Here is a 25,291-nt window from a genome sequence, read left to right as displayed (position 1 = left end):
ACCTTTTAGAGCAGCATCCGCTAAAAGCCAGTAAACCAACCAAGATAAGAAAGGCAGCATGGAATGACGATTTTAGGCGCGAGATTTTCTTTGGTTAAGAGATTTAACAAAGCTTAATCCCGCCCTGTGAGGCGACGGTAAGCCAAGACAGTAAGGTGTAAGGCAAGTAACCCAGTAAAAGCGTTGCAGAAAAACAGTAAGGCAATCAAATTCACTTCCCTAGGCTCATCATAATAAAGCCATCAACAGCGGCCAAGTGATCACTGATGAAACCGTTAGCTGCCTTATACAAAGCTCATCATATTTTTGCCTAAAAAACCTCCAGATTTAACTTTTATCACCACAATAGCTACTGCTTCTATAATATCTATTGTAAAGTAAGACAACATAAACGAACCCTATAGTTAATCTCTTACATCATATATACCTGTAAGGACAACGTTGACGTTTAGAATGATAGAATATAAATGTAACCGTAAAAAATTACTCCTAAATGCCAAAACCAACAGATGAGTCAACACTAATTTAATCATTATTCATTTCTGCTATGATATTTATGATTAAATACCTAAAAATCTTTCGAGTTAAGTATAAATAATTTCGATTTTTATATAATGCCTGAATTTTTATAAATTTTATTGACAAAATATTTTAAAATGGAGTTATCTTATGACCACACTGCCCATTACTCCCTATAGTGAAAAAGCAGAAAAATCCTTTTGGAAAACGGGTGTTGCACAAGTTAACTTAGGAGATGAACCATTTAAGTTAATTCATAACCTACTTATATCAAAAGAAAATAGCAAATTATCATCTATAGGATCATGTTTCGCTCAACATGTTGGGAAATGGTTACTCGAAAATGATTATTCATTTAACCGTAGTCAACTTGATAAAAAACAAATATCAAGCTTTGCTTTTGGCAATGTTTACACCCCTAAATGTTTACTACAATGGTTGCAATCAAGCCGTTCAAGTAATAAATTCGATATTTATTATGATGAAAAAGTGGGACGTTACCTTGACCTTCTTAGACCGAGTGTTTTCCCTGAAGGGTTTGACTCGGAAGAGACATTGCGAGACTCAAGGAATGCAGCAAAAAATGAGCTGTTAGATACGTTAAAAAATACTAATGTGCTTATATTTACTTTAGGTTTAACTGAGGCTTGGAAAGATTTAGATAATATTTTCTACCCGAGTTGCCCTGGGGTTATAGCAGGAGAGTTTAATAAGAATATTTTTTATTTTCATGAGTTTAATTATAATGAAATACAATCTGATTTATTAGAAATAAAAGGTATAATCAAACATATCAATCCAAAAATTAAAATGATTTTGACTGTATCTCCCGTCCCTCTTACAGCAACAGCATCAGATAAACATATTCTTGTAGCAAGCCAATACTCTAAATCTGTACTACGATCTGTTGCTGGTTACCTATCTGATAATGATGATTTTTTTGACTATTTCCCATCATTTGAAATTATAACAGTTAATAATGTTGATGATTTTAGATTCAATGCGAATCGAAGAACTGTGTCAAATGATGCGATTGAATATGTTATGAGCCACTTCAAATCAGCATTTTCTAACGGTGAGATACATTCATCACAAAAAAACAAGAAAGAGCAATACGAAGAAACCGTTTGTGATGAAGAACGTTTAGAGGCATTAAACAAACTACCGATTAATTTAAATCACACCACAGTAAATCAATTAACGTTACTCGGTGATAGCCACATGGGTAAGTTAGCTACAGCACTCAAGGAAATGAAGATTATGTTTACTGGCGGTATGGTAATGAATGGTTCAGGATTTGCTCAAGGCAAATTCTCAATATGCCCCACTGAATATTTTGTACCACTAGAAAACGCCGCCTCACGGCAGCTTTATGCACCTATATTGAAAAATCTACAGGCACATGAGGAATCTCACTTTCAAGAAAAGTCGGTTATTATATCAAATATTGGTTTACAAACTCATCAAACAGTCGCTAGATTTTTCACATGGCTTCAGAAAAAAGAAGATGCAGATATTAAGAATATCACTCTACAAAATTATGTTGATTTTTTTCATGAAGATCAATCACAACAACTTTCAATATTGCTGGCAATGAAGGATAGGGGACATACCGTTATCGTGGTTTCTGATCCACCATTCTGTCGTCACTTCAAAGAATCGAATTCAATGGTAGGGCTAATATATTCTTACTTTGACGCAATTGAATACTTATGGTCACAGTTTGATATTTTATTTTTTAATGCAGCAAAAACATTCGATGAGGAAATTGATACTCCAATGATGTACGCCTCAGATATCGGCACTCCAGATGCTCCGCATGATTGGATCCACGGAAATTCATTATATTATAAATGGCTAGCAAATAAGTTATTAACAATTATCTCTGAAAACACCTAAAGTTCATACCAATGAGGACTCATAAAGTCCTCATTGGCTTGCTAGAATGATGCTTTAAGCCTTGCCATCCCTTCATTAATAGAAACTAGTGCACCATAGCCGAGATCTCGCTTGGCTGCGCTGATATCAAAATAATGGCTGCAGGATAACTGCCGTGCAACGAAGCGCGTCATTATGGGTTCTTCTTGCTTCTTTAGCAGCAAATACACACTCTCTAATACTGCGCCTGTCACATAAGCAACGGATTTAGAAACCCGCTTTGTCACAGGAGGTAAACCATCGCAGGCCAAAATCAGGTTGAGCATTTTTGCCATAGTGATGGGCTCATCATTACTCAAAAAATAGGCTTTACCTTGACACTTAGGCTGAGTTTGACAGAGCTCAAGCGCCGCCAGTACATGGGCGTAAGCAGCGTTATCAATGTAGATAGTATCGACCAGTTTATCCTCATGTCCAACCAGTTTTAGCTTACCTAAACGGCCGCACTCCAGCACTCGAGGCACTAAATGAGGATCTCCAGGGCCCCAGATCAAATGTGGCCGCAGTGCGACGGTTTTAAGCGCATAAGGCATTTGATTTATATCAGTATTCGCAGTCGCGGTATCACTCACTTGATTAGCATCCAGTATCATCTTTTCAGCGATGGCTTTGGAGTGGGCATAATAATTAAGGAATGATGTTGCATAGGGCGTGGATTCATCGATACCAGATTCATCTTGTCCCGCAAAGGTCACACTCGGCGTACTTGTGTACACTAAATTATTTATTTTTAATTCCTTACAAGCGGCAATCACATTAGCGGTGCCCTTAACGTTCGGGCTAAAATAGCTGCCCCTTGAGCCCCAAACGCCTGCTTTAGAGGCTACATGAAACACCATATCGCAGCCTTGCATCGCCTGTTGTAAAGCCTCTTTATTGACTAAATCCCCTTGCTGCATGGTCACGCCGAGCGCCTCAAGTTCGGGGTAATCTCCGCGCGCAAAGCCAGTAACCTTAATACCCGCAGCTAATAAGCGTACACAAATAGCTTTACCTAAAAATCCCCCTGCTCCCGTCACAAAGGCATGCGAAACCTTAAGGGCGAGCAGCTTAAGCGCCGTTTGCTCACGCGCATGATACTGCGTTAGCGTCGTACTGTTAGTTGGGTCTATCGTCATTTAGGTATCCATTTCTGCTCATTAATATGAGACTTAAAAGTCTGTGTAAGCATTTACAAAATAAGCATAAAGGCTAAAAAAGTTAAACAAGCTTAGTTAACGTGGGCACAGACTATAACGTAAAAAGGCAGAGAGAAGATCGCTGAGGCTAACATTAACCCTTTGTTTGTGATTGCGCCCAAACGGCTAATTTTTCTCTAAAAATTTTGGCGTTATGCCGTATGTCAACAGGAAAATCAGGATGAATAAGAAAGCGTTTTATGCCCTGAGTTTGGGAAAATTGCTCGGCAATATTGACGAGTTCTTGATACAGCTGCTGGCTCTTATTACATACCAGGGACTGGTCAAGTTCGATACAGATTAATGGCTCTATCTCGTTTGCTACCGTCACCGCCACTAATGCCGAACGTTTCACATTAGGATGGGTATTAAAGATGCGCTCGCAAGGAATGGAATAATAGCGCTTAGCAAACTGTCCTTTATGGGTGGCATCAACTCTGTGGGCCTTACGACCGCACATCCATAATCGGCCTTGGTCATCCAGATAACCCAAGTCGCCCATGCGATGCCTTACGCTGCTATTTACTGTGTCCCAAATTTTAGCCGTCGCTGTCGCGCCATCGAGTTGATAGTAGGCATGGCTCACCATAGGCCCTTGCACAACTATCTCGCCGATTTCGCCGCAATTAAGCAGTAATGTCTCATCCCATAGGGGGATGACATCTTCACTTATGCCAATAATACCAATCGTCACACCGTCAATCGCGCGGCCGACACAAATGCCGCCGCCGTTATCTGTGATGTCAGTAGTGGTAAATAAATCCTTACTGGCAATCATGCTAATGGGCAACGATTCAGTTGCGCCGTAGGAGTTTAGAATCGGCACATCTGGGTTAAGCATTTGCTTAAAGCGGGCAATAGAGGCAATAGTCGCGGGCGCACCGGCTGAAATAACCCGCTGTACACTAGGTAGCTTATGTTGTTTTTGTTGCCCAGCACGGCCTAAACGCTCTAATAAAGCAGGATTTACAAAAATATTACTGCATTGATATTTTTCAATCGCAGCAAATAGAAATTCGGGGTTAGCAGTAATCGGTTTACTGGCATCCATATCCGGTACGATAGATGCCATACCGAGCGCGGGTCCAAACAGCGAAAATAACGGAAACGTGGCTAAGTCGCGCTCACCGTGGGTAATACCATAATCATTTTTAAGCGCTTGAATTTGCGCTTCAAACATCCCATGACTGTACACAACGCCCTTTGGCGTACCTGTGCTGCCACTGGTGAATAAAATCGCCGCCATTTCATTAGGCTTTAGCATCACCATTGGATATTCAATGTGTTGCGTTGAGGTGTTTTTCGTTGAGGTGTATTGCAGCAAGGTCGATAAACTTATCGAGCCAGTCAGTATCTTCATCAGCTTAGCGGTTAGGTCAACTTTACCGCCATCCACATTGAGTAATGATCGAATACTGCCCTTACCCCAACCAAATAATCGTCTGGCAACATGGGCCTTAGGAATACCAATAAAGGCATCGGGCGACGCTTTTTCAAAACACTGTTTAAGATTATTAATGCCCATACCCGGGTCCACCAGAATGGGGATGATACCGGCTTTAAACAGCGCAAAGGTTAAGGCAAAAAAATCGAGGCTTGGCGTCACCATCAGCACAGCTTTCATGCCGCGCTCAATGCCATGGGCGTTAAGCGCAAAGGCGATGGTATCGCTCTGCTTATCTAGATTAAGGAAATCTAACTCGCTATAACGTAAATTCGCCACCGATGCACCATGCGCCTGTTGCACTGCCACAGCGAGGTGATGGGGTATCGCATGGGCAGCTTGCTTAAGGTGGCGGCAAATATTGGCATCAGCCACAGTTAAAACAGCTGATGTCGCGCTCGGTATAGATATGGATTGAGCCGACAGAGCAGCATCAGTCGCAAACAACGTAGACATTAACCGCTGACCTGTTCAGCCGCTGCCGTTTTGGCACTTGAACTCTCTATATTTGCAGTTTCTATCGCAGCACTATCTTCAGACATAAAGCCTTTGATGTGATGAATAACTTCATCACTGGCATCTTCCAAAATGTAGTGACCACAATCGGCAAATTCATGCACTGTTGCATGGGGCATGAGCTGACGCCATTGGGCCAAAAAGTGCTTATCAAATACAAAGTCTTTTAGGCCCCAACAAATCAACGTCGGGATTTTGGCAAATTGCGACAAACTCGCTGCAATATCAGAGACTAATTGATAGTTTCTGTCCCCTTCACGCAGCGGAATATCCTGCACAAAACGCAAGGTCGAAATCCGATTAGCCCAAGAGTTAAACGGCGCTACATAGGCATCGCGAATGTATTTCGACATAGGTTGGCGCTTCACGCCGACATAGGATGCAATAGATGAAAAAGCATTAAAACCACGAACTAGCACTGTACCTAACAAGGTATTACGGCAGATCCACAGCGGCCAAGGGAAAGGCTTAGACTTAGGTAGGTGAAAAGCGCCGGTATTTAAAATCACTAAGCGTTTAATGCGCTCAGGATAACGCGCCGCATAGCCCATACCTATCATACCGCCCCAATCGTGGACGACTAAGGTGATATTGTCTTTAACATTTAAGCTATCGAGCAGGGCTTCAAGATCGTCAATACGACTCTTAAGCGTATAATCATAACCGCTATCGTCGGGCTTATCTGACAAACCGCAGCCGATATGATCCGGCACTATGCATTGGTTAGTCTCTTTTAAAGCGCTGACTAAATTACGATAATAAAACGACCAGCTAGGATTACCGTGAACCATCACTACAGGTTCGCCTTGGCCTTCGTTTATATAATGCAACTTGTTGCCATTACGGCTCAAAAAATGACGTTGAAAAGGCAACAGAGTGTCTAACATAACGCTTCCTATCTTTTTAATACTATTGAACGCGAGCGCTATTTAAAGCGAATAAATATATTAGGTCGTAGAGATTAAAAGGCCTATGACGCTTTTACCACTTAATGCCTAACATCATACAATTTAATCCACTACCTATACCTAAAAAGCTCACTTGATCGCCCGCCTGTAAAAAACCTTGGTCGTGCGCCATCGCCGCAGTCACAGGTAAAGATACGGTGCCCATATTGCCAAGTAACTGGTAGGTTGGAAATTCTTTCTCTGGTGGAATATTGAGTGCACTAAGCACTTGCCTGCGGTTCGATGCACCGACTTGATGACAAATCACTTTATCAACTTGTTCAACCAGCCAATTGCGCTGCTCAAGAAAATGATCCCAAGTATGTTTGGCCAGCTCAACCCCTTCTTTGAGAAGCGTGACCGCATCGGTTCGCATAAACTCGCGATACAGATTGTGGCCTGCTTCCTGTAATCCCCACTGACATAGCTGGTGATGCTCAGGTGCCGATAAATGCGATGCGCCGAGCAATTGATGCTGACGCACATTGGTCAGTGGCAAACTGCCGTCGGTTAAGATAACCGCCACGGCGCCAGAGCCACCGGTTAAGGTCGCCAGCGACTGGGCAAAATTCTGCATGGTCGGATCGGCGAGCATGTTGTCGATAGTGACATCAACAATGTCCCTTGCCGATTCACATGACACCACCATACCTGCTTTAATTTGGCCCAACTCAATGCGATTAGCGATATCTAAAATACCCGATAACACCCCAAGGCAAGCGTTGCTGATATCGTAAATAGCGGTGTCTTTTGACACGCCCAATTCGGCAGCAATACGGCAAGCCGTGGCGGGTTCATGTTGGTCACGGCACACACCGGTGTAGACAACAGCACCTAAATCAGCAACGTTAATCCCGGTTTCAACCATGGCTTTACGGGCCGCTTTAATGGCACCGTCGGACAATTGATGCCCTTTTGGCCACCAGCGGCGTTCGGTGATCCCAGTCAATGCGGCAAGCTGTCCCATAGGAATACGGAACTTTTGATACAAAGGAGCGAGACGAGACTCTAGCTCACTACTGGAAACCACAACAGGTGCCAGTTCGTAGGCCAGGCTATTAATAAATACGCGGGAATATTTCATGAAACTGTTTTATTCGCTCACTAGAATGACTGACCTAAGATCAGCTTTCAGTTGTTATTCGTCATTAATGCGACATTTGAACAAGAAAAGCCGGATGATTCAATAAAAAACCATCCTCAGTGTAAGACTTGTCTCACAGCGCAGGTTCTAAACACGACGGCGTTGAATTTGCTTTAACTCATTTAAAATAGGCTAATAAGAAAATACTTCATAAAAAACATAACAGTACAGTATACTTTAAGACGTTCAAAATTATATCGCCATTTTTTGCGCTAAAATTAGCGCATTTCTAGGCGTGACGCTGTTTGCACAAAATTCACCCACGCAAACACCATATCCTTGTTCCTGCAAAAAACAAGCGCGATCTAAGATGAGCCACTGCTCCAGTACGCTACGAAATAAATGCGCCACTAAATCGATACGGCGAGTTAATTGTTGTCTTTGTCGCCCTATCTCAAGCCAAGCCTCAAAATCCCTGTTTTTGGCTAAATTAACGGCCTTCATCTGCGCCGCCCACAGGCAAAAATCAGTAAAACTGCCGCTCAACTGGCTCTGTTTTAACGAGGGTAAAGGCAAATATTCGTCGATTTGTCGACATTGACGTTGCAGTGCATCAAAGCCTAAGCGCCACGCGATTTCTTGATGGCGCAGCGCCTGTTGTTTGGGATTGGCGATCACGCTCTGCTGCAGCGGTAACTGTAAATCATGGCGGCTGAGTTTTAGGCTGCTCTGCTGAGCAAGATTGAATAACGGCTGATAATGGCTCGCTTGAATTAAATGATAGCAACAAGGAGAAATCGCCAATGCCTGCGTGCCCGCCTCGGCCGCCAGCGTTAACAGCCGAACATGCAAATCACCGCAAGCATGTAGTGCCACGACTTGTTGTTGCCTCGTGAATGGATTGGTATCAGCATCAATGGCAAAGGCATCAGCGCAAACAAAGGTTTGCGATAAGTGCCACTTATCGGCAAAGACTTGGCCAGCCTCACACAGTGGCGCTTGCCATTCTAGACTCACCACTTCGGCGCCGCGGGCCTTGGCAATCAAGCGGCCTAAATGGCCTTTACCCGCACACCATTCCAATACAGGTAAATCAAGATCCGGCAAATACTGCATAAATGCAGTAATTTGCTGCCATTTACGACCTTTAATGTGCGCACTAAAATGCGCTTCATCATCAATGGATAAACCATTAACCTGCGCCTCATCAACAACAAGTATTTTATCTGTAGCGGCAATCGATTCAGTGAATAAGGATAAATCCCAATCTTGGCCTAACGCCTTAAGATCTTCACTTAATGCCGGTGTTAGCGCCTCAACCAGCAAAGATTGCTCGGCATCGAGTTCATCAAGCTCATCGTCTGCCAGCATCCACACAGCGGCGGCCAACTGCGGAAAATCCTGTGCCCAAGGTAAAGCGATCACTTCAAATGCACGCACTTGCCACAGGGCAACGCTCTGTTCAAGCAACTGATTAAGTTGCTCAAATCGCTTTGAATAATTAAATGTGTTGTACGATTTATCTTGATTCACGTCATACCCAGTATCAAAAAACTTACCTTATTTTAGGCCAAGTGAATGCGCCTTAAAGATGACTTTATACGAAAAAATGTTAGTATCGCGCCACGTTAGACACTCAACCATATCGTTAACTGAAACCTTAACGTTATAACGATAAGGCACCCAGAGGACACCTATGCTTTCACCTTGCGTTGCACGCTGCGGTTTAAATGATGATGACTATTGCATGGGTTGTTTTCGGCATATCGATGAAATAGTCAGTTGGCGCACCGCCAGCGAAGCACAGCAAGCCGCGATTTGCGCACAATTACCAGCCCGTAAAGTCGCATTAGAAGGTCATGAAAACCAGCATGTTTTAAGCCGAGAAAAATGGCTCGCCGCTGAAGCGCGTTTTACCACTAAAGATTAAATCCCGCTAATTAACCCATCTGCCTTAACGCTAGCAATCTATCGCTCACATCATAAAAGGCTACTTTTTTAGCAGCGATTTCAAGTCAGCAAAAGGATTATAAGTGGCCGCCGCTTGCTTAGTTTCAGTGGTACCACCGTAGCGGATCAGCTCTTCAAAGCGGGAATGTTCGTTATCGTGGCAATACAGGCACAATAGCTCCCAGTTTGAACCGTCTGACGGGTTGTTATCGTGATTATGATCTTTGTGGTGGACAGTCAATTCACTTAAATTTTTAGGCGTAAACTCACGAGTACAACGACCACACACCCAAGGATAGAGTTTTAGAGCCTGTTCACGATAGCCACCTTCACGTTTGGCTTTGTACTCTCTCGCATCGGCTAATACTTTGTCTAATTTACTCTGGCCTGGTACTGACATAGTGACATTCCTAAAACAAACCCTAAAAAATTGCCCCAAGGATAATCGCTGTTATCACTTGGAGCAATATATCCCGCACTTTACAGGGTAATATGGCTTGAGATTTAGCCTTAGTAGGCTAAATAAAATTAGGTCACATGACCTTGGTCGGCATTAGACAAATGTAAATAGTGCAAGTATTTTTCATACTGAGTCACCACATCCGCGAGGATTTGGTCTTCGGTATAGCCCATCACATCATAATGCTGACCACCTTGCTCTAAGTAGACTTCAGCGCGGTAATACAAGGTATCACCCTGCTCGATTTCAGTCCCAACTGGGTTAATGATTTCAAAGCAACGCGTTCGTACACCGTAGACAAAAGGCAAGTTCAGCTCATTGCTGATCACCAGTCGTACCCGTCCATCTAAATATTCAAGATCGGCAGCAATCCCCTTAGCCATAAAATGTTGGCACACCTTTGACAGCGCAGGCGTTGCAACATTATTTAAGAAATACTGCGCTTCTTCATGGGTTGGATGCGAGACTAATACACCAATACGCTCCTCCCAGCTCATATTCGTCTTGGCATATTGCACGCTAGTATTGTGTAGCTGCACGCTATTAATTTTCAGCCAGTCATTCTTCAACGCTTTAAATAAGCCCAAACACATGAACAGCATCACCACTAAGAACGGCATAGCACTGGCGATAGCCGCGGTTTGTAGCGCCTGTAAACCACCAGCTAGTAATAATACTGATGCGACAACACCTTGTAATAACGCCCAAAAAACGCGCTGCCACACAGGAGCATTACTATCGCCACCGGAGGTTAGGTTATCGATCACTAACGATCCCGAATCAGATGAGGTGACAAAGAAAGTGACCACTAAACAAATCGCAATCCCCGAGAGTAATGTTGGGAACGGCATGTGCTCAAAAAATACAAACAACGCCACTGACACGTCGGTATTGACCGCATCAGCAAGATACTTAGCGCCGTGATTCATGATCGAATCAATCGCCGAGTTACCAAACACTGTCATCCAAAGGAAGGTCAGCGTCGATGGCACAAATAATACCCCAATCAAAAACTCACGAATGGTACGGCCGCGACTCACGCGTGCAATAAAGGTACCGACAAAAGGTGACCACGAAATCCACCAGCCCCAATAGAGCAAAGTCCAACCTCCGAGCCAATCTTCTTTATGTTGATAGGCATACAAGTTAAAGGTTTTATTAACTAAATCGCTTAAATAACCGCCCGTATTTTGCACAAATGCCTGCAGTAACATCACCGTAGGGCCAAGAACTAATACTATGATTAATAAAATAATGGCTAGACCAAGGTTAAGTTCGCTTAAACGTTTTACGCCCTTATCCAAGCCAGAAAACACTGACAGTGTCGCAAGCAAGGTTATAGCGATAATCAAACATACCTGCACGACAGCGTTATTGGGTAAACCTTCAAATAGATAACTCAGCCCTGAGTTAACCTGTAACACCCCAAAGCCGAGCGACGTCGCCACACCAAACATAGTGCCGAGCACGGCAAAGGTATCCACGGTATGGCCAATAGGTCCATAAATACGCTCACCAATTAAGGGATAAAGCGCACTTCTAGGCAATAAAGGTAACTTATGGCGATAAGAGAAATAAGCCAGACTCAATGCCACTACGGCATAAATCGCCCAAGCGTGCAGGCCCCAGTGGAAAAAAGTGATCTTCATCGCCTCTTTCGCAGCGGCGAGACTCTCAGGTGTGGCATCGGGCGGTGCAAGATAATGCATCACAGGCTCGGCGACGCCAAAAAACATCAAGCCAATACCCATACCAGCCGAAAACAACATAGCAATCCAGCTTTTATAGCTGTAATCCGGCACTGAATGATCTGGCCCTAGCTTGATATCACCAAAACGGCTGACCATAACAAAGAGGATAAAAATCAGGAAAAAAGCCACACTTAAAATGTAAAGCCATCCGGCTTGCGTTTCTATCCATGACTGTATTGATTTAAAAATAGTATTAGCCTCAGTGGGCCATACCGCGCAAATCATCACCATTAAAGTGATCAAAAAAACCGATGAATAAAATACCGGCGGATTAATACTCGATTTGATCGACATTGATTCTCCCAATTTCTAGCGAGTTCACTCTCGAAATATCTCAGCACACAGTGAGATAAGCATAAACTTATATTTAAAATTTGTTTTATGGGGTGGGTTTTTCCAATTGTAGTAAGGACTTATTTCCTCGGCTTATTATAACGATGCACTCTGGCTAAACGTGGTAAAGACTGACAAGCAGATTAATCGCATAACTTTATAAGTTAAGGCTATCTAACAACCTAAGCCGTAAACGCTAGGTAAAATAGCACTCAGCATAAAACAATTTTTTATTAGTATATTTAGCATAAAAAATGGCGACTAGATTAGTCGCCAAAAAATTATACCACAAAAATCATCAAACTTGATGTTAAACGCTAAAGCATACAAGCCAATAACGTAAAATCGCCTTTAGATAAAAGCTAAGGATTAGTCGGCGTCTGTGAAATTCCTGCGGTTAAATTAAAGCGCATCGCCTCTTCAAAAGACCAATCGACCATTATTAAATCGTCCCGTTTAATTAAACTTGTCACGCCAGCCATTTGATAGCTGAGTTGGAATAATACCGGCACCCAATCCCCTTCAGGTAAGGCATCGAGCAGCGGTTGTGGCGGCGTATCCGTCATGATAAACCCCACCACAAAACTGCCATTGGCTTGTTTCACTAACACTGTTTTTTGGCTCGTCGGTTTGCCATCACGATTCATTAACGAAGCAATATCTCGGATACTGCCATAAACCGATTTAAACAGTGGAAAGCGCATCAGTTGCCGCTCAATCCAACCATAAATCCATACAATTGGGCTGACGGAAAATAACAGCCCAACGAAAAACACTAATGCCACAACAAGGATAAAACCGGTACCAACAATATGTTGGTTAATACCCACTAGCTCTAAAATAACAATCCCTAGACCATCTAAGGATACAAATAACGACCAAAACAGCCACAAACTCAAGGCCATAGGTAACAAATTCATCAAGCCACGGGCTAAGGTATTCTTCATCACACTCTCATTTAGTCACAGGTTCACTAGGCATAAGATATTTACGCAAAAATGCGTGGCAGATGCTACCACAGAGTCAGCAATGCACCAGCACATGATGTATTCAACGCTTCTTGCACACTTTTTATCACCACTGCTTATATTCGCTATTTTGACTTTCCAGCCCCACAACTGTACTATTCGCGGCCACTTTAAGTAGCATGTGTAACTTAACGTCAGCGTTCTATTCATCTCACATTTAACATTTAATAAGGTTATTTTTTGTAATGAACGCTAAGCCACATTAGTTTACCCCTTCTTGTTCAGTCCACTGCGTATGCCCATAGTGACTACAGTCTTGAGGGCTGTTTGCTATAACCTATGATTCCAATCGTAATGTCGTTTTGCTAAATAAGTGCTGAATAAGTACCTGAAGCTGTACGCTGACATTTCTGCTTTTAGCCTTCATCTTTATTGTTGAAACGTATAACGACATTTTAAACAGAGTAAAAAGACATGATACAAACCCTAAAAAAAGAATGGTTCTCTAATATCCGCAAAGATCTGTTAGCCGGTATTGTGGTGGCACTGGCGTTAATTCCAGAGGCGATTGCCTTTTCTATTATTGCAGGCGTTGACCCTAAAGTTGGTCTGTACGCCTCTTTTTGTATTGCGGTGGTCATAGCCTTTACTGGTGGTCGGCCGGGAATGATTTCAGCAGCAACAGGGGCTATGGCGCTGTTGATGGTGACCTTAGTTAAAGAACATGGGCTTGAATATCTACTTGCTGCCACCCTACTTACCGGTGTACTACAAATTGCTGCGGGTTACTTAAAGCTTGGTAATTTGATGCGCTTTGTTTCGCGTTCTGTCGTGACTGGGTTTGTGAATGCGTTAGCAATTTTAATCTTTATGGCTCAATTACCTGAGCTCATCGACGTGACTTGGCATGTGTATGCAATGACGGCCGCAGGCTTAGGCATCATCTATTTATTTCCATTAATTCCAGTCATTGGTAAATCCTTACCCTCACCGTTAGTCTGCATTGTTACCTTAACGATATTTGCTATTTATATGGGTTTAGATATTCGCACCGTTGGCGACATGGGACAGTTACCCGATACATTACCGATATTTCTCTGGCCTGATGTGCCATTGACGCTTGAAACCCTGCTCATCATTTTCCCTTATTCTGCCGGTCTTGCTGTGGTCGGCTTACTGGAATCAATGATGACAGCCACCATAGTAGATGATTTAACCGATACACAAAGTGATAAAAATCGTGAATGTAAAGGCCAAGGTATCGCTAATATTGGCGCGGGTTTAATGGGCGGTATGGCCGGTTGCGCCATGATTGGTCAATCTATTATCAACATAAAATCTGGCGGGCGCGGACGATTATCAACACTAACAGCGGGCGTGTTTTTATTAGTGTTAATTGTGTTTCTTGGTGAATGGTTAAAATTGATCCCCATGGCAGCACTTGTTGCCGTGATGATTATGGTATCCATCGGCACTTTCTCTTGGGATTCTATTCGTAATCTTAAGCACCACCCAATATCGACCAACCTTGTGATGGTAGCCACGGTTATTGTGGTAGTCGCAACGCATAATTTAGCTATAGGTGTTTTTGTTGGTGTGTTACTCGCTTCACTGTTTTTTGCCAATAAAGTCGGTCGTTTTATGGTGGTTAAGAGTACAACCGCTGATGCTGGTCGTTGTTATCAAATTATTGGCCAAGTGTTTTTTGCCTCAGCAGATAAATTCTGTAACTCATTTGATTTTAGAGAAGTCCTTGATAAGGTAACCATTGATTTAACTCAAGCGCACTTTTGGGATATTACTGCGGTATCGGCACTGGATAAAGTGGTGATTAAATTCCGCCGTGAAGGAACCCAGGTTGAGTTAATTGGCCTTAACGAAGCCAGTGCAACGATAGTGGATAAATTTGGAGTACACGATAAACCAGAAGATGTTGAAAAAATCATGTCTGGTCATTAAGTCTGTAGTAACGCCGTTAAAGGAGAATAATAATGACAAATGTGATTGCCTGTATCGACGGTTCAAAAGCAATGCTGTCAGTCTGTGATGCCAGCGCATGGGCAGCGCTGAGATTAGATGCGCCAGTAACCCTATTACATGTTTTAGATAAATCATCCTACCTTACTGGATTTAATTTATCTGGCAGCATAGGTTTAGGCACCCGCGAACATTTACTGGCTGAAATGGTTGACCTTGATGAGCGCAGGAGCAAGCTGGCACTTGAGCAAGGTAAATACATGCTACAAGATGCAAGCGCGCATATTATTAAGCAATCCCCTGTCGTCGTTGAAACACTGCAGCGCCATGGAGGCTTAATTGAAACGCTGCTAGAACAAGAGCCTAACGCCAGACTGGTGGTGATTGGCCGTCAAGGTGAGCAACATCAAGAACAGACACAAGCCATTGGCAGCCATTTAGAAAGTGTTATTCGCACCCTGAAACAGCCTATCTTAGTCGTCATTGCTGAGTTTGAGGCGCCAAAGCGTTTTATGATCGCTTACGATGGCAGTGATACCGCCAAAAAAGTCATTAATCGGGTGATAAGCAGTCCGCTACTAAAAGGGCTGGAATGTCATTTGGTGATCGTATCGGGTAATCAGTCACAAGGAGAAGCGGAACTGGCATCGGTTGCTGTATCCCTTACAGAAGCTGATTTCAACGTCGTAACGGCAGTTTGTCAGGGTGAAGTACAAACCGCCCTTGAGGTTTACCAGCAAGAAAACCATATTGATTTGATGGTCATGGGGGCTTACGGCCATTCACGTATCCGTGAGTTTTTTGTTGGTAGTAACACCACTCGTATGATCAGCAAAAGCCAGATTCCATTATTATTATTGCGTTAATAGTGACTACTGCGTGAGTTACTATTTCGTTAGTATCCGATAAGATTAACGCCTATGCAGCTAAACTGCATAGGCGTTAAATACCCGTAAAAAGCACGTAAGCCAACATAAATCTTAGCTTTGCATGTCCTTTTCCATTTCTTCGTAGGAAGTGTGGCGCACATCTTTGCCTTTCACATAATAGATAATATATTCGCAAATATTTTTACAACGATCGCCTACACGTTCTACCGCGCGCGCCGCCCACAGTACATCTAATATATCGGGAATTGAGCGCGGATCTTCCATCATATAGGTCATTAATTGTCGAATAATGCCTTCGTACTCGCGATCTAACTTAGCATCTTCTTTGTGCAAGGCTAATGCGGCATCGGCATCCATACGAGCCAAGGCATCTAAAGTGGCATGTAACATACGGGTTGCATGGCGGCCCATATTTTCAACACTCACCAACAAAGGTTGTTGATTATTCAAACGCTTATCTAATGCGGCTTTCGCAATTCGCACACAGGCATCACCAATGCGTTCAAGATCGGCAATGGTTTTTGAGATGGCGATAATTAAACGTAAATCGCTGGCAGCAGGTTGGCGCTTAGCAATTATGCGCGTGCACTCTTCGTCAATCGACACTTCCATGCCATTCACCTTGTGATCGCCCACTATCACCTGCTGTGCAAGCTCGGCATCTAAAGCACTTAAAGCATCAATGGCTTGTTCTAATTGACGCTCAACTAAGCCGCCCATCGCCAAAACTCGATTACGAATATCATCCAGTTCGGCGGTAAATTGTCCGGATATATGCTTGCTTAAATTCATGTTTTCCATTGTAAACTCACCTTTTACTTAACGGTTGGTCAACCCACGCGAATAAGACAGTGCTTACAGCGCAATTCGTTAACGGCCTAGGACAATTAACCGTAGCGCCCAGTAATATAATCTTCAGTCTTACGCTTTCGGGGCGTAGTAAAAATAGTATTGGTATCTGCGTATTCAACCAATTCGCCCATATACATAAAAGCGGTTTGATCTGAGACTCGCGCCGCCTGTTGCATATTGTGCGTGACGATAACAACGGTATATTTAGTTTTAAGCTCAGAAATCAACTCTTCAATGGTCAAGGTTGAAATCGGATCCAGTGCTGAAGTCGGCTCATCGAGTAATAACACCTCAGGCTCGATGGCAATCGCGCGGGCAATCACCAACCGTTGCTGCTGACCGCCCGATAAACCAAAGGCGTTGTCGTGCAATCTGTCTTTTACTTCGTCCCAAATTGCTGCGCCGCGCAGTGAACGCTCGGCCGCTTCGTCAAGTTCACGGCGGTTATTCAACCCTTGTAAACGCAAACCATAAACCACGTTTTCATAAATCGATTTAGGGAACGGATTCGGGCGCTGAAACACCATCCCCACGTTACGGCGCAGGGCCGCGACGTCGATTTTTTTGTCGTAAATATTCTGACCGTGCAGCAAAATCTCACCGTCAATGTGGCAGTTATCAACTAAGTCGTTCATACGGTTAATACAACGCAGCAAAGTTGATTTACCGCAACCGCTGGGGCCGATAAAAGCGGTGACTTGCTTCTTGGGGATCTTCATCGATACATTAAACAGCGCTTGTTTATCACCATAGCGCAAATCTAAGTTACGGATCTCAAGCGCGGTGTCGTTGGGCGCTAAGTTAGCTAAATCAAGGTTGTTAGCTTTCAGGGCAGTCGAATCTATAGAAATCATATTCAGTCCTAATACTTTCAGGATAATCGCTGATTAGTGCTCAAGCGAACGGTATTTTTCACGTAAGTGGTTACGTACACTAATGGCCGTCAAGTTCAATGCCACAATCACAGACACCAACAAGAAGGAGGTTGCATACACCAGAGGACGCGCCGCTTCAACGTTAGGGCTCTGGAAACCAACATCATAAATATGGAACCCTAAGTGCATGAACTTGCGCTCTAAATGCACAAACGGAAAGTTAAGATCTAATGGTAATGTTGGTGCTAATTTTACCACGCCCACCAACATCAGCGGTGCCACTTCACCAGCAGCGCGAGCGACAGCTAAAATCAAACCCGTCATAATCGCTGGGCTTGCCATTGGCAGCACGATGCGCCACAGAGTTTCGGCTTTAGTTGCCCCCAATGCCAAACTACCTTGACGCACGGCGCTTGGGATACGGCTTAACCCTTCTTCGGTAGAAACAATCACCACTGGCAGCGTTAAAATCGCTAAGGTTAATGCTGACCAAATCACTCCGGGCGAACCAAAGGTGGGTGATGGCAATGCTTCAGCGTAAAACAATTGGTCAATCGAGCCGCCCATCACGTAGACGAAGAACCCTAAACCAAATACGCCATACACAATCGAGGGCACGCCAGCTAAGTTAATCACCGCAATGCGGATCATCTTAGTGACGGGACCTTTCTTAGCGTATTCATGCAAATAAACCGCCGCGACCACACCAAATGGCGTGACGATAACCGCCATTAACATCACCATGAACACAGTACCGAAAATAGCCGGAAATACGCCGCCCTCGGTATTGGCTTCACGCGGGTCGTCACTCACAAAACGGCCAATACCAATAAACCATTTACCGACTTTATCGATAAGAGTTAAGTGATTTACGTAGGTTACATCAAGCACAGTATCGAGCTTAAGTTCGACGTCTTTACCGCGCATATCCCGCACGATAACCGAGTCACGCGCCGCATCATCACGCAGGGCAAATAATGCTTTTTCAAGCACGAGATAATCTTTTTGCAGTTGCGCTTTGTTAGCAGCTAGCTCGGCTTTATTACTGTCGGTTAGCTCGCCATCTAACTCGTAACGGCGCTCCTGCAAACGCAGCTTTTCAATCGCGTAGTTAATCGAGCCGATGTCTTGTTTTTGCAAATCGACCGCTTTATCCGATAAGGCCACAGCGCGCTCAATATGATCCATTAAGGATGATTCAATCGCATCGTTGACTAAATCAAGACGTTTACCATTTTCAATTACAGCCACGGGATAACCATAAAAGTTACCGTTTTTGGTCCGTTCAATCATGGCGACATCGTTTGGCGTAGTACGGCTTAAAATATCTGTGCTAAGTACCCAGCGAAAATCTAAGCCAACAAATTCACGGTTGCCGGTTTTGACAAGATAACGGCTTACAAACTCACCAGGAGGCTGCTTAAACACATGGCCCGCAGCAATCAAACGCTCCGTTGGCACTTCTTCCCTGTCATAAATCTCACCAATTAAGGTTGACCGCACACCGGTGTTATCTTCCAGTTCCCACTGGTACACAGTGGCGGGCCAAAAGTAACTTAAGCCGCGCCATGCGATTAACAGTAGTAAGCCTAATACGGCAATCAAACTGATGCTCACCGCGCCGCCCGTCATCCATATCCATGGCGAGCCTGATTTTACCCACTTACCCATTGCACAAACCTCTCAAGGTCGTTGGCGAAATAGTATTTAATGTCATTATGTTATCCCCGTTACAGCGAGCTATAGCGTTCACGTAGACGCTGTCTCACCACTTCTGCAATGGTGTTAAAGAAGAAGGTAAAGATGAATAGCACAAACGCCGCGAGGAACAGCACGCGATAATGCGAACTACCAATAGCCGACTCGGGCATTTCAACAGCAATGTTTGCCGCTAAGGTTCGCATCCCTTCGAACACACTCCACTCCATAATGGCAGTGTTACCGGTTGCCATTAATACAATCATGGTTTCACCCACTGCGCGGCCAAGACCCATCATAATGGCCGAGAAAATACCTGGACTTGCGGTTAACAGCACCACCCGCGTCAGTGTTTGCCAAGGCGTGGCACCTAAGGCTAAGCTGCCGTTTGATAAATGGCGTGGCACGGAGAAAATGGCATCTTCTGCGATAGAGAAAATGGTTGGAATAACCGCAAACCCCATGGCAATACCCACCACCAGCGCGTTACGTTGATCGAAAGTGATGCCCAATTCGTTAGTAATAAACTCACGGGTATTACCATCAAACAGCGCCACTTCAATGGCAGGACTGATGAAAAAAGAGAACCAACCCACAAAACAGACCACAGGGATCAACATCAGTTCTTGGTAAACTTCAGGTAAACGTTGTTTCCAAATAGCAGGTAACTGACTCCAGCCATAGGCGGAAGCAAGAATCGAGGTGGGTAACAGGATAAGTAAAATCAAAATACCGGGCAGATGCTCCTCAATCAGCGGCGCTAACCACAGACCCGCCAAGAAACCTAAGATAACCGTCGGTAAGGCTTCCATAATTTCGATGGTCGGTTTAACTAAACCGCGCACTTTGGCCGACATAAAGTACGCCGTATAAATCGCACCGGCAATGGCTAAAGGTACGGCAAATAACATGGCATAGAACGCCGCTTTCATGGTGCCGTAAGCTAATGGCATTAAGCTCAGCTTAGCTTCAAAATCGTCAGATCCCGAAGTGGACTGCCAAACGTATTGTGGCTCTGGATAACCTTCATACCACACCTTGTCCCACATGGCGCTCCATGACACTTCTGGGTGGGTGTTTTCCACACTGAAGATATGTAGCTTTTTATCAGCCTCAACCACAATGCCGTTTGAGCGGGGGGTAAAGCCCATTTTACCGGGGTTTTTAAGGTCGAATTTTTCGTCAAACAGTTCACGATGACTCGTGGTGTAGAGCAATGTCAGCTCGCCCTCAGGGCTCACAGTCGCAAAACTCTTACGGTAGAATTCAGAGGTAAGTGACTCGATAGGCGGTAAGTCATCAAACTGGCGAATTTCTTGATACAAGCGCCCTTTGGGGCCGTTGACTTGGAAGTACTGCGCCACAATACCTGTATCGTAGCTGACCAGTAATGAACTCGCCCCCGCCAGTAAAGCCACGTTATTAACTTGTGCTTTGGCGCGTTCAACATCAATTACCTGCAGCAGATCAATACTGTCAGCCTCTGCAATGCTATACACGAAGATTTTATTGCCAGTTTGCAACATCAATTGACGTTGATCTGGCGTCATCAGCTCATGGGAGACTTTCTTCGGTGCATCTTGAATTTGTGACGTCGTAGACACCCACTCCACTTCTTCAGTCATCATGTTCTCTTGCCCTTCAAGGCGAGTCAGACGCCAAACACCACTGTCATCTTGATAGGCAAAGCTCATTTTGTCTGAACTGTAGGTGAAGGTCAGTTTATGAATTGCACTGCCCGTTTCATCGACTGTAATTGGGGTTTCGCCTGCGGGATAACGCAGTTTAGGCGTGATTAAGCGCTTGTTGTTTGGGTAACTTAAACCAAACTCTAGGCCAGCCACTAGGACCTGACCATTACTTAATCCCAGCGCAAAACGCTGTTCACTCGGCACGGCAACGGCGGCACTGGTCACCGTCACGCCCGCTGGCAACGGCGGTGTAAAGCTAGAAAGTAGGCTACCGTCGGCAACGGTATAGAAGTCCACTTGGCCATCAACGGCCACACGGTACATCACCTCATTTTGCTCTTCAGCCCCCACCATTAACGTAGGTACATCCGCGTGTTGATAGCTCACCGTTTTAACCGGCGTGACATCAGCACTATCGAAAATGGGTTTAATCACATACAACAGATAAAAGAAGATCAACAATAAGGCGACAAACACCATAGTGCCGCCAATAGTGACGCCGATTTGCGCCGCTTTATCCTTAAAGGCCCTGCGATTCGAGCGTCCGCCTTTAAGCATACTGTGCGATAAAGAACCAGGTTGAGTGACCTGACTTTCCATGAAGAACCTCGATGATTAATAACTAGCGAGTTTTCCGCTAGGATTTGCTAAGTGCTATGCTTACACTGTTTGAACGTAAACTGAGCAATAACAACATCCTTTATTCTAAGTGCGTTGGATTATATGACGCAAAGATGACAGTTGTGTTACACCCCACTTTAAAATCGGTGCTTTTTATAAAAAATAGGAGTCAGTCACTATGCTACGATATTTAATCACCTTACAAGCACCTGATAGAAAAGGATTAGTAGAACAAATCGCCCATGCAGTAAGCCGCCACGGGGGTAATTGGCTCGACTCAGAATTGCGCCATATTGACGGTGTTTTTGCTGCAATATTACTACTCGAAATGCCCTCACTGCGTATGGATGAGTTAATTGAAGCGCTAGAGTGCATCGATAGCCTCACCCTCACCTACTCAAAAACAGCTATTTCCCTTAAGCCAATCAAACGCTTAAGTTATAATTTAGTCGCCTATGATAGACCCGGACTCGTGCTTGATATCTCAAATAAAATTAATGCTCTTGGCATTAATATCGAGCAGTTTAGTAGCCAATATGAAACCGCTGGCCATACTGGCATCGCCCTGTTTAGAGCAACCATCGGCCTTGGACTCACAGATCCCGCCCAAGAAGATAAACTGCTGCAATCTCTCTATGATCTTGGCGATGATTTAGTGCTCGATAGATTAAGCCGTTAGCATACAAACAAATAGCAAGAGGTAAACAGTGTTCAATTTGCGAACAGTCCTATGCTGGCGGTTCGCATTAAGCCATCGATGCGGCTGGAACGGCAAACTGACTCAGCTGACGTTCTCAATTAACTCTCCCAATGGCTTCTCTCCTCCCCTCTCAATCGAGAAATTCTATCTAAACGGTATTGGATAATCTTGTATACTGACTGCCACGCTATGATGATAAAGATAATCTCTGTACTTAAACGCTTGATGGGCGACTTAAAGTACACCGATGACCGCAATACATTAGGATGACCATGTTAGGAACGCTAAAAAAAATGCGCGCACAGTTAGATGACGCGCAGCAAGTGCAATACCAGCTCGTAGTGGGTGATGAGTTACTCCCGCTCAATCCATTGATAGGCAAGCAATTAACCTTGACTCATACGGGCAATATTTTTTGCTGTAACTGCGGTAAAAAGAGCAAAAAGAGTTACTCGCAAGGCCATTGTTTTGTCTGCATGCAAAAGCTCGCCAGTTGCGATATGTGCATCATGAAGCCGGAAACTTGTCATTACGACCAAGGCACTTGCCGCGAACCAGAATGGGCGCAAAGCCACTGTTTTGTGCCGCATTATGTTTATCTGTCCAATACCTCGGGTGTCAAAGTGGGCATTACTCGCCACAATCAGCTGCCAACACGCTGGATTGACCAAGGTGCAACACAAGGCTTGCCGATTTTTAAAGTGTCGACCCGACAACTGTCTGGTTTAGTGGAAGTGGAACTGGCAAAACTGGTCAACGACAAAACCCATTGGCAAGCCATGTTAAAGGGCCACGCTGACGATATTGATTTAACAGCAAAAGCGGCTGAACTTATCCCACTAATTGAGGCTAAGTTGCACGAAATCGGTATGCAAAAAGGCGATTACAGTATTGAACGTTTACATGAAACGATTCAGCCGATTCATTATCCGATCAACACGTTCCCGAAGAAAATAACATCACACAACTTTGATAAAGAAGTGGTGGTTAGCGGCATTTTACAGGGCATTAAAGGCCAGTATTTAATGTTTGATACGGGCGTAATTAATATTCGTAAGTTTTCATCCTACGAAGTCACCGTTGAACACGGCTAATTATTCCGAAGAACAATACCCAGAGTATAAAAATAAGCATTTGAGAATTAAGCACAAAAAAGCGCAGCAGTTTTCACTGTCGCGCTTTTTTATTAGGATAACCATTGCTCAAACATGCCTTTGCGGCTCAAATCATCACTAAAAATAGCAAACACTTCGCAATTAAACCCCACTTGTATTTACATGGTTAACGCTGTGATAAAAGGCTTTTTACCTGTATTAAGGCGTCACATTAACCAAGGGCAGATTAGTCAACATTGAATCGATTAAGCTGTCAAAGTTTGTCGTCAACTCATCTATTTTTTCGACGTTACCAAAACCTTGGGCAAGCACTCGCCAAATGAGATCATTACCCCCTTGCACTCCGATAGGTTTAAAAAGCGCAATTAACACCGTACCTTTATCATATTTTTGGGTGTTAACACCTTCGGTAGACAACCCCGCGACCAATCCTGCTACTGCGAGAATTTGTGCATCACTCATTTCAGTACCCATAGCGACGCCAAATCCCACCTGAAAATCCGCCAATTGTGGATCTTCAACAAAACGATAACCCTTAGCTTGCAAGGTCTGTTTCAACACATCTTGCATATGCTGTGATACTTGCTGTGGATCCAATCGTTTATCGGTAATAATTCTATGTAACTCGGGATGCCAAGAAAATGTCGTTGCAGAAGTAGATAATCCACTGAGATCGCCAGCCATAACAATGGTGGTTCTCAAGGGCTGTGCAGCATTATTTTCTACTGTGACACACCCTGTCAGGCTGGTGATGGCCATAAAACTCAGGGCTAACATCCGCAAACATCTGTTTAACAGGCTATCTATCATGCTCGTTTACCCCATTTAGTCCAATTTGCTGTAAGGATAGTGACTATTTTAAGCTTTAAAAGTTGATATCCATCATAGTGTTAAATCATCTTTTTTCGATATTAACGTACCATGTGCTTAATAGCTAAAAAATAACCACCATGCTCATGCCAATAACCGTTTCAAGAAAACATATTTCGTTATTATTTTTATCTTATAAACTCGTTATAACCTATAGGCGTTGCAATCTTTAACCGCTAAAATGCGTCGCCTGCGCTAAATTAACCATATAAATAACAGCTTGATTACTAACAAGTGAGCAAATTGCCACTATATAAGATAAGCAATTCGATAACCACAACACACTAAAGGTATAAGATCTATCTATGGAGTTAATACTCGCTATCGCGCTATTTGCCTTTTCATCTGGGATAACCCCTGGACCGAACAATATTATGTTGATGACCTCTGGGGTTAACTTCGGCGTTAAACGCAGTATTCCGCACCTTATGGGGATAAGCCTTGGGTTTCCCACCATGATCCTCGCGATTGGTTTAGGGTTAAGCGCCTTATTTCAAACTTATCCCGTTATCCATCAAATCATTAAGGTCGTAGGTATCGCGTACCTTTTATATCTATCGTGGTTGATTGCCAATAGTAGTAGCAAAATGGAAGGCAAGACCATTGCCAAACCCTTTAGCTTTATTCAAGCCGCTGCATTTCAATGGGTTAATCCTAAAGGTTGGATTATGGCTGTAGGCGCTATAGCGACCTTTACATCGGTACAGCAAGATTTAACAGCACAAGTGATCACTATCGCCACAGTGTTTTTATGTATTGCTTTCCCCTGCGCGCTCGTCTGGCTTGGTTTTGGCGTGGTGCTAAAGCGCCTGTTGAAAAATCCTCGGCAGCAAAAAATATTCAATATCAGTATGGCCGTCTTGCTTGTGGCGTCTATCATCCCTATGATCGCCCCCTAGTTTTAACTCCAGCAC

The 25,291-nt window shown here is 43.9% G+C and carries 20 protein-coding genes and 1 pseudogene; 7 read left to right on the top strand and 14 right to left on the bottom strand.

All coding sequences use genetic code 11. The features are described 5' to 3' along the window. Nucleotides 1-113: 113 nt before the first annotated feature. Nucleotides 114-327, bottom strand: a pseudogene (locus tag ACRN9H_RS02625) (DUF3624 domain-containing protein). A 342-nt stretch (nucleotides 328-669) separates the two neighbouring features. Here ACRN9H_RS02625 and ACRN9H_RS02620 point away from each other — a divergent pair. Next, nucleotides 670-2,418 (top strand): GSCFA domain-containing protein, encoded by a 1,749-nt coding sequence (locus ACRN9H_RS02620; RefSeq protein WP_432312341.1) that lies wholly within the window; start codon nucleotides 670-672, stop codon nucleotides 2,416-2,418. A gap of 41 nt (nucleotides 2,419-2,459) precedes the next feature. Here the strand turns inward: ACRN9H_RS02620 and oleD are convergent, their stop codons facing one another. The 5 genes from oleD to ACRN9H_RS02595 all read right to left on the bottom strand — a co-directional run bounded on the left by oleD (nucleotide 2,460) and on the right by ACRN9H_RS02595 (nucleotide 9,159). Then, nucleotides 2,460-3,575, bottom strand: a complete 1,116-nt coding sequence (gene oleD / locus ACRN9H_RS02615) for a 2-alkyl-3-oxoalkanoate reductase (protein WP_432312340.1) — start codon at nucleotides 3,573-3,575, stop codon at nucleotides 2,460-2,462. Between the two features lie 154 nt (nucleotides 3,576-3,729). After that, nucleotides 3,730-5,535 (bottom strand): olefin beta-lactone synthetase, encoded by a 1,806-nt coding sequence (gene oleC, locus ACRN9H_RS02610; RefSeq protein WP_432312339.1) that lies wholly within the window; start codon nucleotides 5,533-5,535, stop codon nucleotides 3,730-3,732. Continuing rightward, complete coding sequence (locus ACRN9H_RS02605) at nucleotides 5,535-6,482, bottom strand: alpha/beta fold hydrolase (RefSeq protein ID WP_432312338.1); 948 nt, start codon at nucleotides 6,480-6,482, stop codon at nucleotides 5,535-5,537. Before ACRN9H_RS02605 ends, oleC begins: the two co-directional genes overlap by 1 nt. A 94-nt stretch (nucleotides 6,483-6,576) precedes the next feature. Further along, nucleotides 6,577-7,626 (bottom strand): 3-oxoacyl-ACP synthase III, encoded by a 1,050-nt coding sequence (locus ACRN9H_RS02600; protein WP_263188453.1) that lies wholly within the window; start codon nucleotides 7,624-7,626, stop codon nucleotides 6,577-6,579. A gap of 252 nt (nucleotides 7,627-7,878) precedes the next feature. Beyond that, nucleotides 7,879-9,159 carry a methyltransferase gene (locus ACRN9H_RS02595; protein WP_432312337.1) on the bottom strand — a complete coding sequence of 427 codons (1,281 nt, stop codon included), beginning with the start codon at nucleotides 9,157-9,159 and terminating at the stop codon, nucleotides 7,879-7,881. Nucleotides 9,160-9,322: 163 nt separating this feature from the next. Between ACRN9H_RS02595 and ACRN9H_RS02590 the strand changes: the two genes are divergently transcribed. Next, nucleotides 9,323-9,556: a DUF1289 domain-containing protein gene (locus ACRN9H_RS02590; protein WP_432312336.1), complete on the top strand. Its 234-nt coding sequence runs from the start codon at nucleotides 9,323-9,325 to the stop codon at nucleotides 9,554-9,556. A gap of 60 nt (nucleotides 9,557-9,616) precedes the next feature. On the opposite strand, the gene ACRN9H_RS02585 is transcribed toward ACRN9H_RS02590, so the two are convergent. The 3 genes from ACRN9H_RS02585 to ACRN9H_RS02575 all read right to left on the bottom strand — a co-directional run bounded on the left by ACRN9H_RS02585 (nucleotide 9,617) and on the right by ACRN9H_RS02575 (nucleotide 13,067). Further along, nucleotides 9,617-9,976, bottom strand: a complete 360-nt coding sequence (locus tag ACRN9H_RS02585; RefSeq protein ID WP_220774491.1) for a YajD family HNH nuclease — start codon at nucleotides 9,974-9,976, stop codon at nucleotides 9,617-9,619. 128 nt (nucleotides 9,977-10,104) lie between these two features. Next, entirely contained in the window at nucleotides 10,105-12,081 is a 1,977-nt protein-coding gene (locus ACRN9H_RS02580) for a BCCT family transporter (protein WP_220774492.1), read from the bottom strand. Nucleotides 12,082-12,482: 401 nt separating this feature from the next. Further along, entirely contained in the window at nucleotides 12,483-13,067 is a 585-nt protein-coding gene (locus ACRN9H_RS02575) for a DUF502 domain-containing protein (RefSeq protein ID WP_432312335.1), read from the bottom strand. A 495-nt stretch (nucleotides 13,068-13,562) separates the two neighbouring features. Here ACRN9H_RS02575 and ACRN9H_RS02570 point away from each other — a divergent pair, with 495 nt between their 5' ends. Both ACRN9H_RS02570 and ACRN9H_RS02565 read left to right on the top strand, forming a co-directional pair. Next, nucleotides 13,563-15,047: a SulP family inorganic anion transporter gene (locus tag ACRN9H_RS02570; protein WP_432312333.1), complete on the top strand. Its 1,485-nt coding sequence runs from the start codon at nucleotides 13,563-13,565 to the stop codon at nucleotides 15,045-15,047. 32 nt (nucleotides 15,048-15,079) lie between these two features. Then, the gene (locus ACRN9H_RS02565) at nucleotides 15,080-15,931 is read left to right on the top strand and encodes a universal stress protein (RefSeq protein ID WP_432312332.1); all 852 of its coding nucleotides are present in this window, start codon (nucleotides 15,080-15,082) and stop codon (nucleotides 15,929-15,931) included. Between the two features lie 114 nt (nucleotides 15,932-16,045). Here ACRN9H_RS02565 and phoU read toward each other — a convergent pair whose 3' ends face one another. From phoU to ACRN9H_RS02545, 4 genes are all read right to left on the bottom strand, one after another. Further along, complete coding sequence (gene phoU, locus ACRN9H_RS02560) at nucleotides 16,046-16,756, bottom strand: phosphate signaling complex protein PhoU (protein WP_220772798.1); 711 nt, start codon at nucleotides 16,754-16,756, stop codon at nucleotides 16,046-16,048. An 86-nt stretch (nucleotides 16,757-16,842) separates the two neighbouring features. Next, a complete protein-coding gene (pstB, locus tag ACRN9H_RS02555) occupies nucleotides 16,843-17,661 on the bottom strand; it encodes a phosphate ABC transporter ATP-binding protein PstB (protein WP_220772797.1) in 819 nt (272 codons plus the stop codon). Nucleotides 17,662-17,694: 33 nt separating this feature from the next. Then, nucleotides 17,695-19,353, bottom strand: a complete 1,659-nt coding sequence (gene pstA, locus ACRN9H_RS02550; protein ID WP_432312331.1) for a phosphate ABC transporter permease PstA — start codon at nucleotides 19,351-19,353, stop codon at nucleotides 17,695-17,697. A 59-nt stretch (nucleotides 19,354-19,412) separates the two neighbouring features. After that, nucleotides 19,413-21,671: an ABC transporter permease subunit gene (locus tag ACRN9H_RS02545; protein ID WP_432312330.1), complete on the bottom strand. Its 2,259-nt coding sequence runs from the start codon at nucleotides 21,669-21,671 to the stop codon at nucleotides 19,413-19,415. Nucleotides 21,672-21,870: 199 nt separating this feature from the next. On the opposite strand from ACRN9H_RS02545, the gene ACRN9H_RS02540 reads away from it, so the two are divergent. Further along, nucleotides 21,871-22,371: a glycine cleavage system protein R gene (locus ACRN9H_RS02540; RefSeq protein ID WP_432312329.1), complete on the top strand. Its 501-nt coding sequence runs from the start codon at nucleotides 21,871-21,873 to the stop codon at nucleotides 22,369-22,371. Between the two features lie 293 nt (nucleotides 22,372-22,664). Continuing rightward, nucleotides 22,665-23,486, top strand: a complete 822-nt coding sequence (locus tag ACRN9H_RS02535) for a DUF2797 domain-containing protein (RefSeq protein ID WP_263188464.1) — start codon at nucleotides 22,665-22,667, stop codon at nucleotides 23,484-23,486. A 219-nt stretch (nucleotides 23,487-23,705) separates the two neighbouring features. Here ACRN9H_RS02535 and ACRN9H_RS02530 read toward each other — a convergent pair whose 3' ends face one another. Further along, a complete protein-coding gene (locus tag ACRN9H_RS02530) occupies nucleotides 23,706-24,317 on the bottom strand; it encodes a DUF4136 domain-containing protein (protein WP_432312328.1) in 612 nt (203 codons plus the stop codon). A 365-nt stretch (nucleotides 24,318-24,682) separates the two neighbouring features. On the opposite strand from ACRN9H_RS02530, the gene ACRN9H_RS02525 reads away from it, so the two are divergent. Further along, complete coding sequence (locus tag ACRN9H_RS02525; RefSeq protein WP_220772791.1) at nucleotides 24,683-25,276, top strand: LysE family translocator; 594 nt, start codon at nucleotides 24,683-24,685, stop codon at nucleotides 25,274-25,276. The last annotated feature ends 15 nt before the right edge of the window (nucleotides 25,277-25,291 follow it).

The sequence above is a fragment of the Shewanella sp. MF08487 genome (genome assembly GCF_050848685.1).
GTDB classification, from domain to species: Bacteria; Pseudomonadota; Gammaproteobacteria; order Enterobacterales; family Shewanellaceae; genus Shewanella; species Shewanella glacialipiscicola.
Note: the sequence above shows the minus strand (reverse complement) of the source record. Positions and strands in the feature narration are given on the sequence as shown.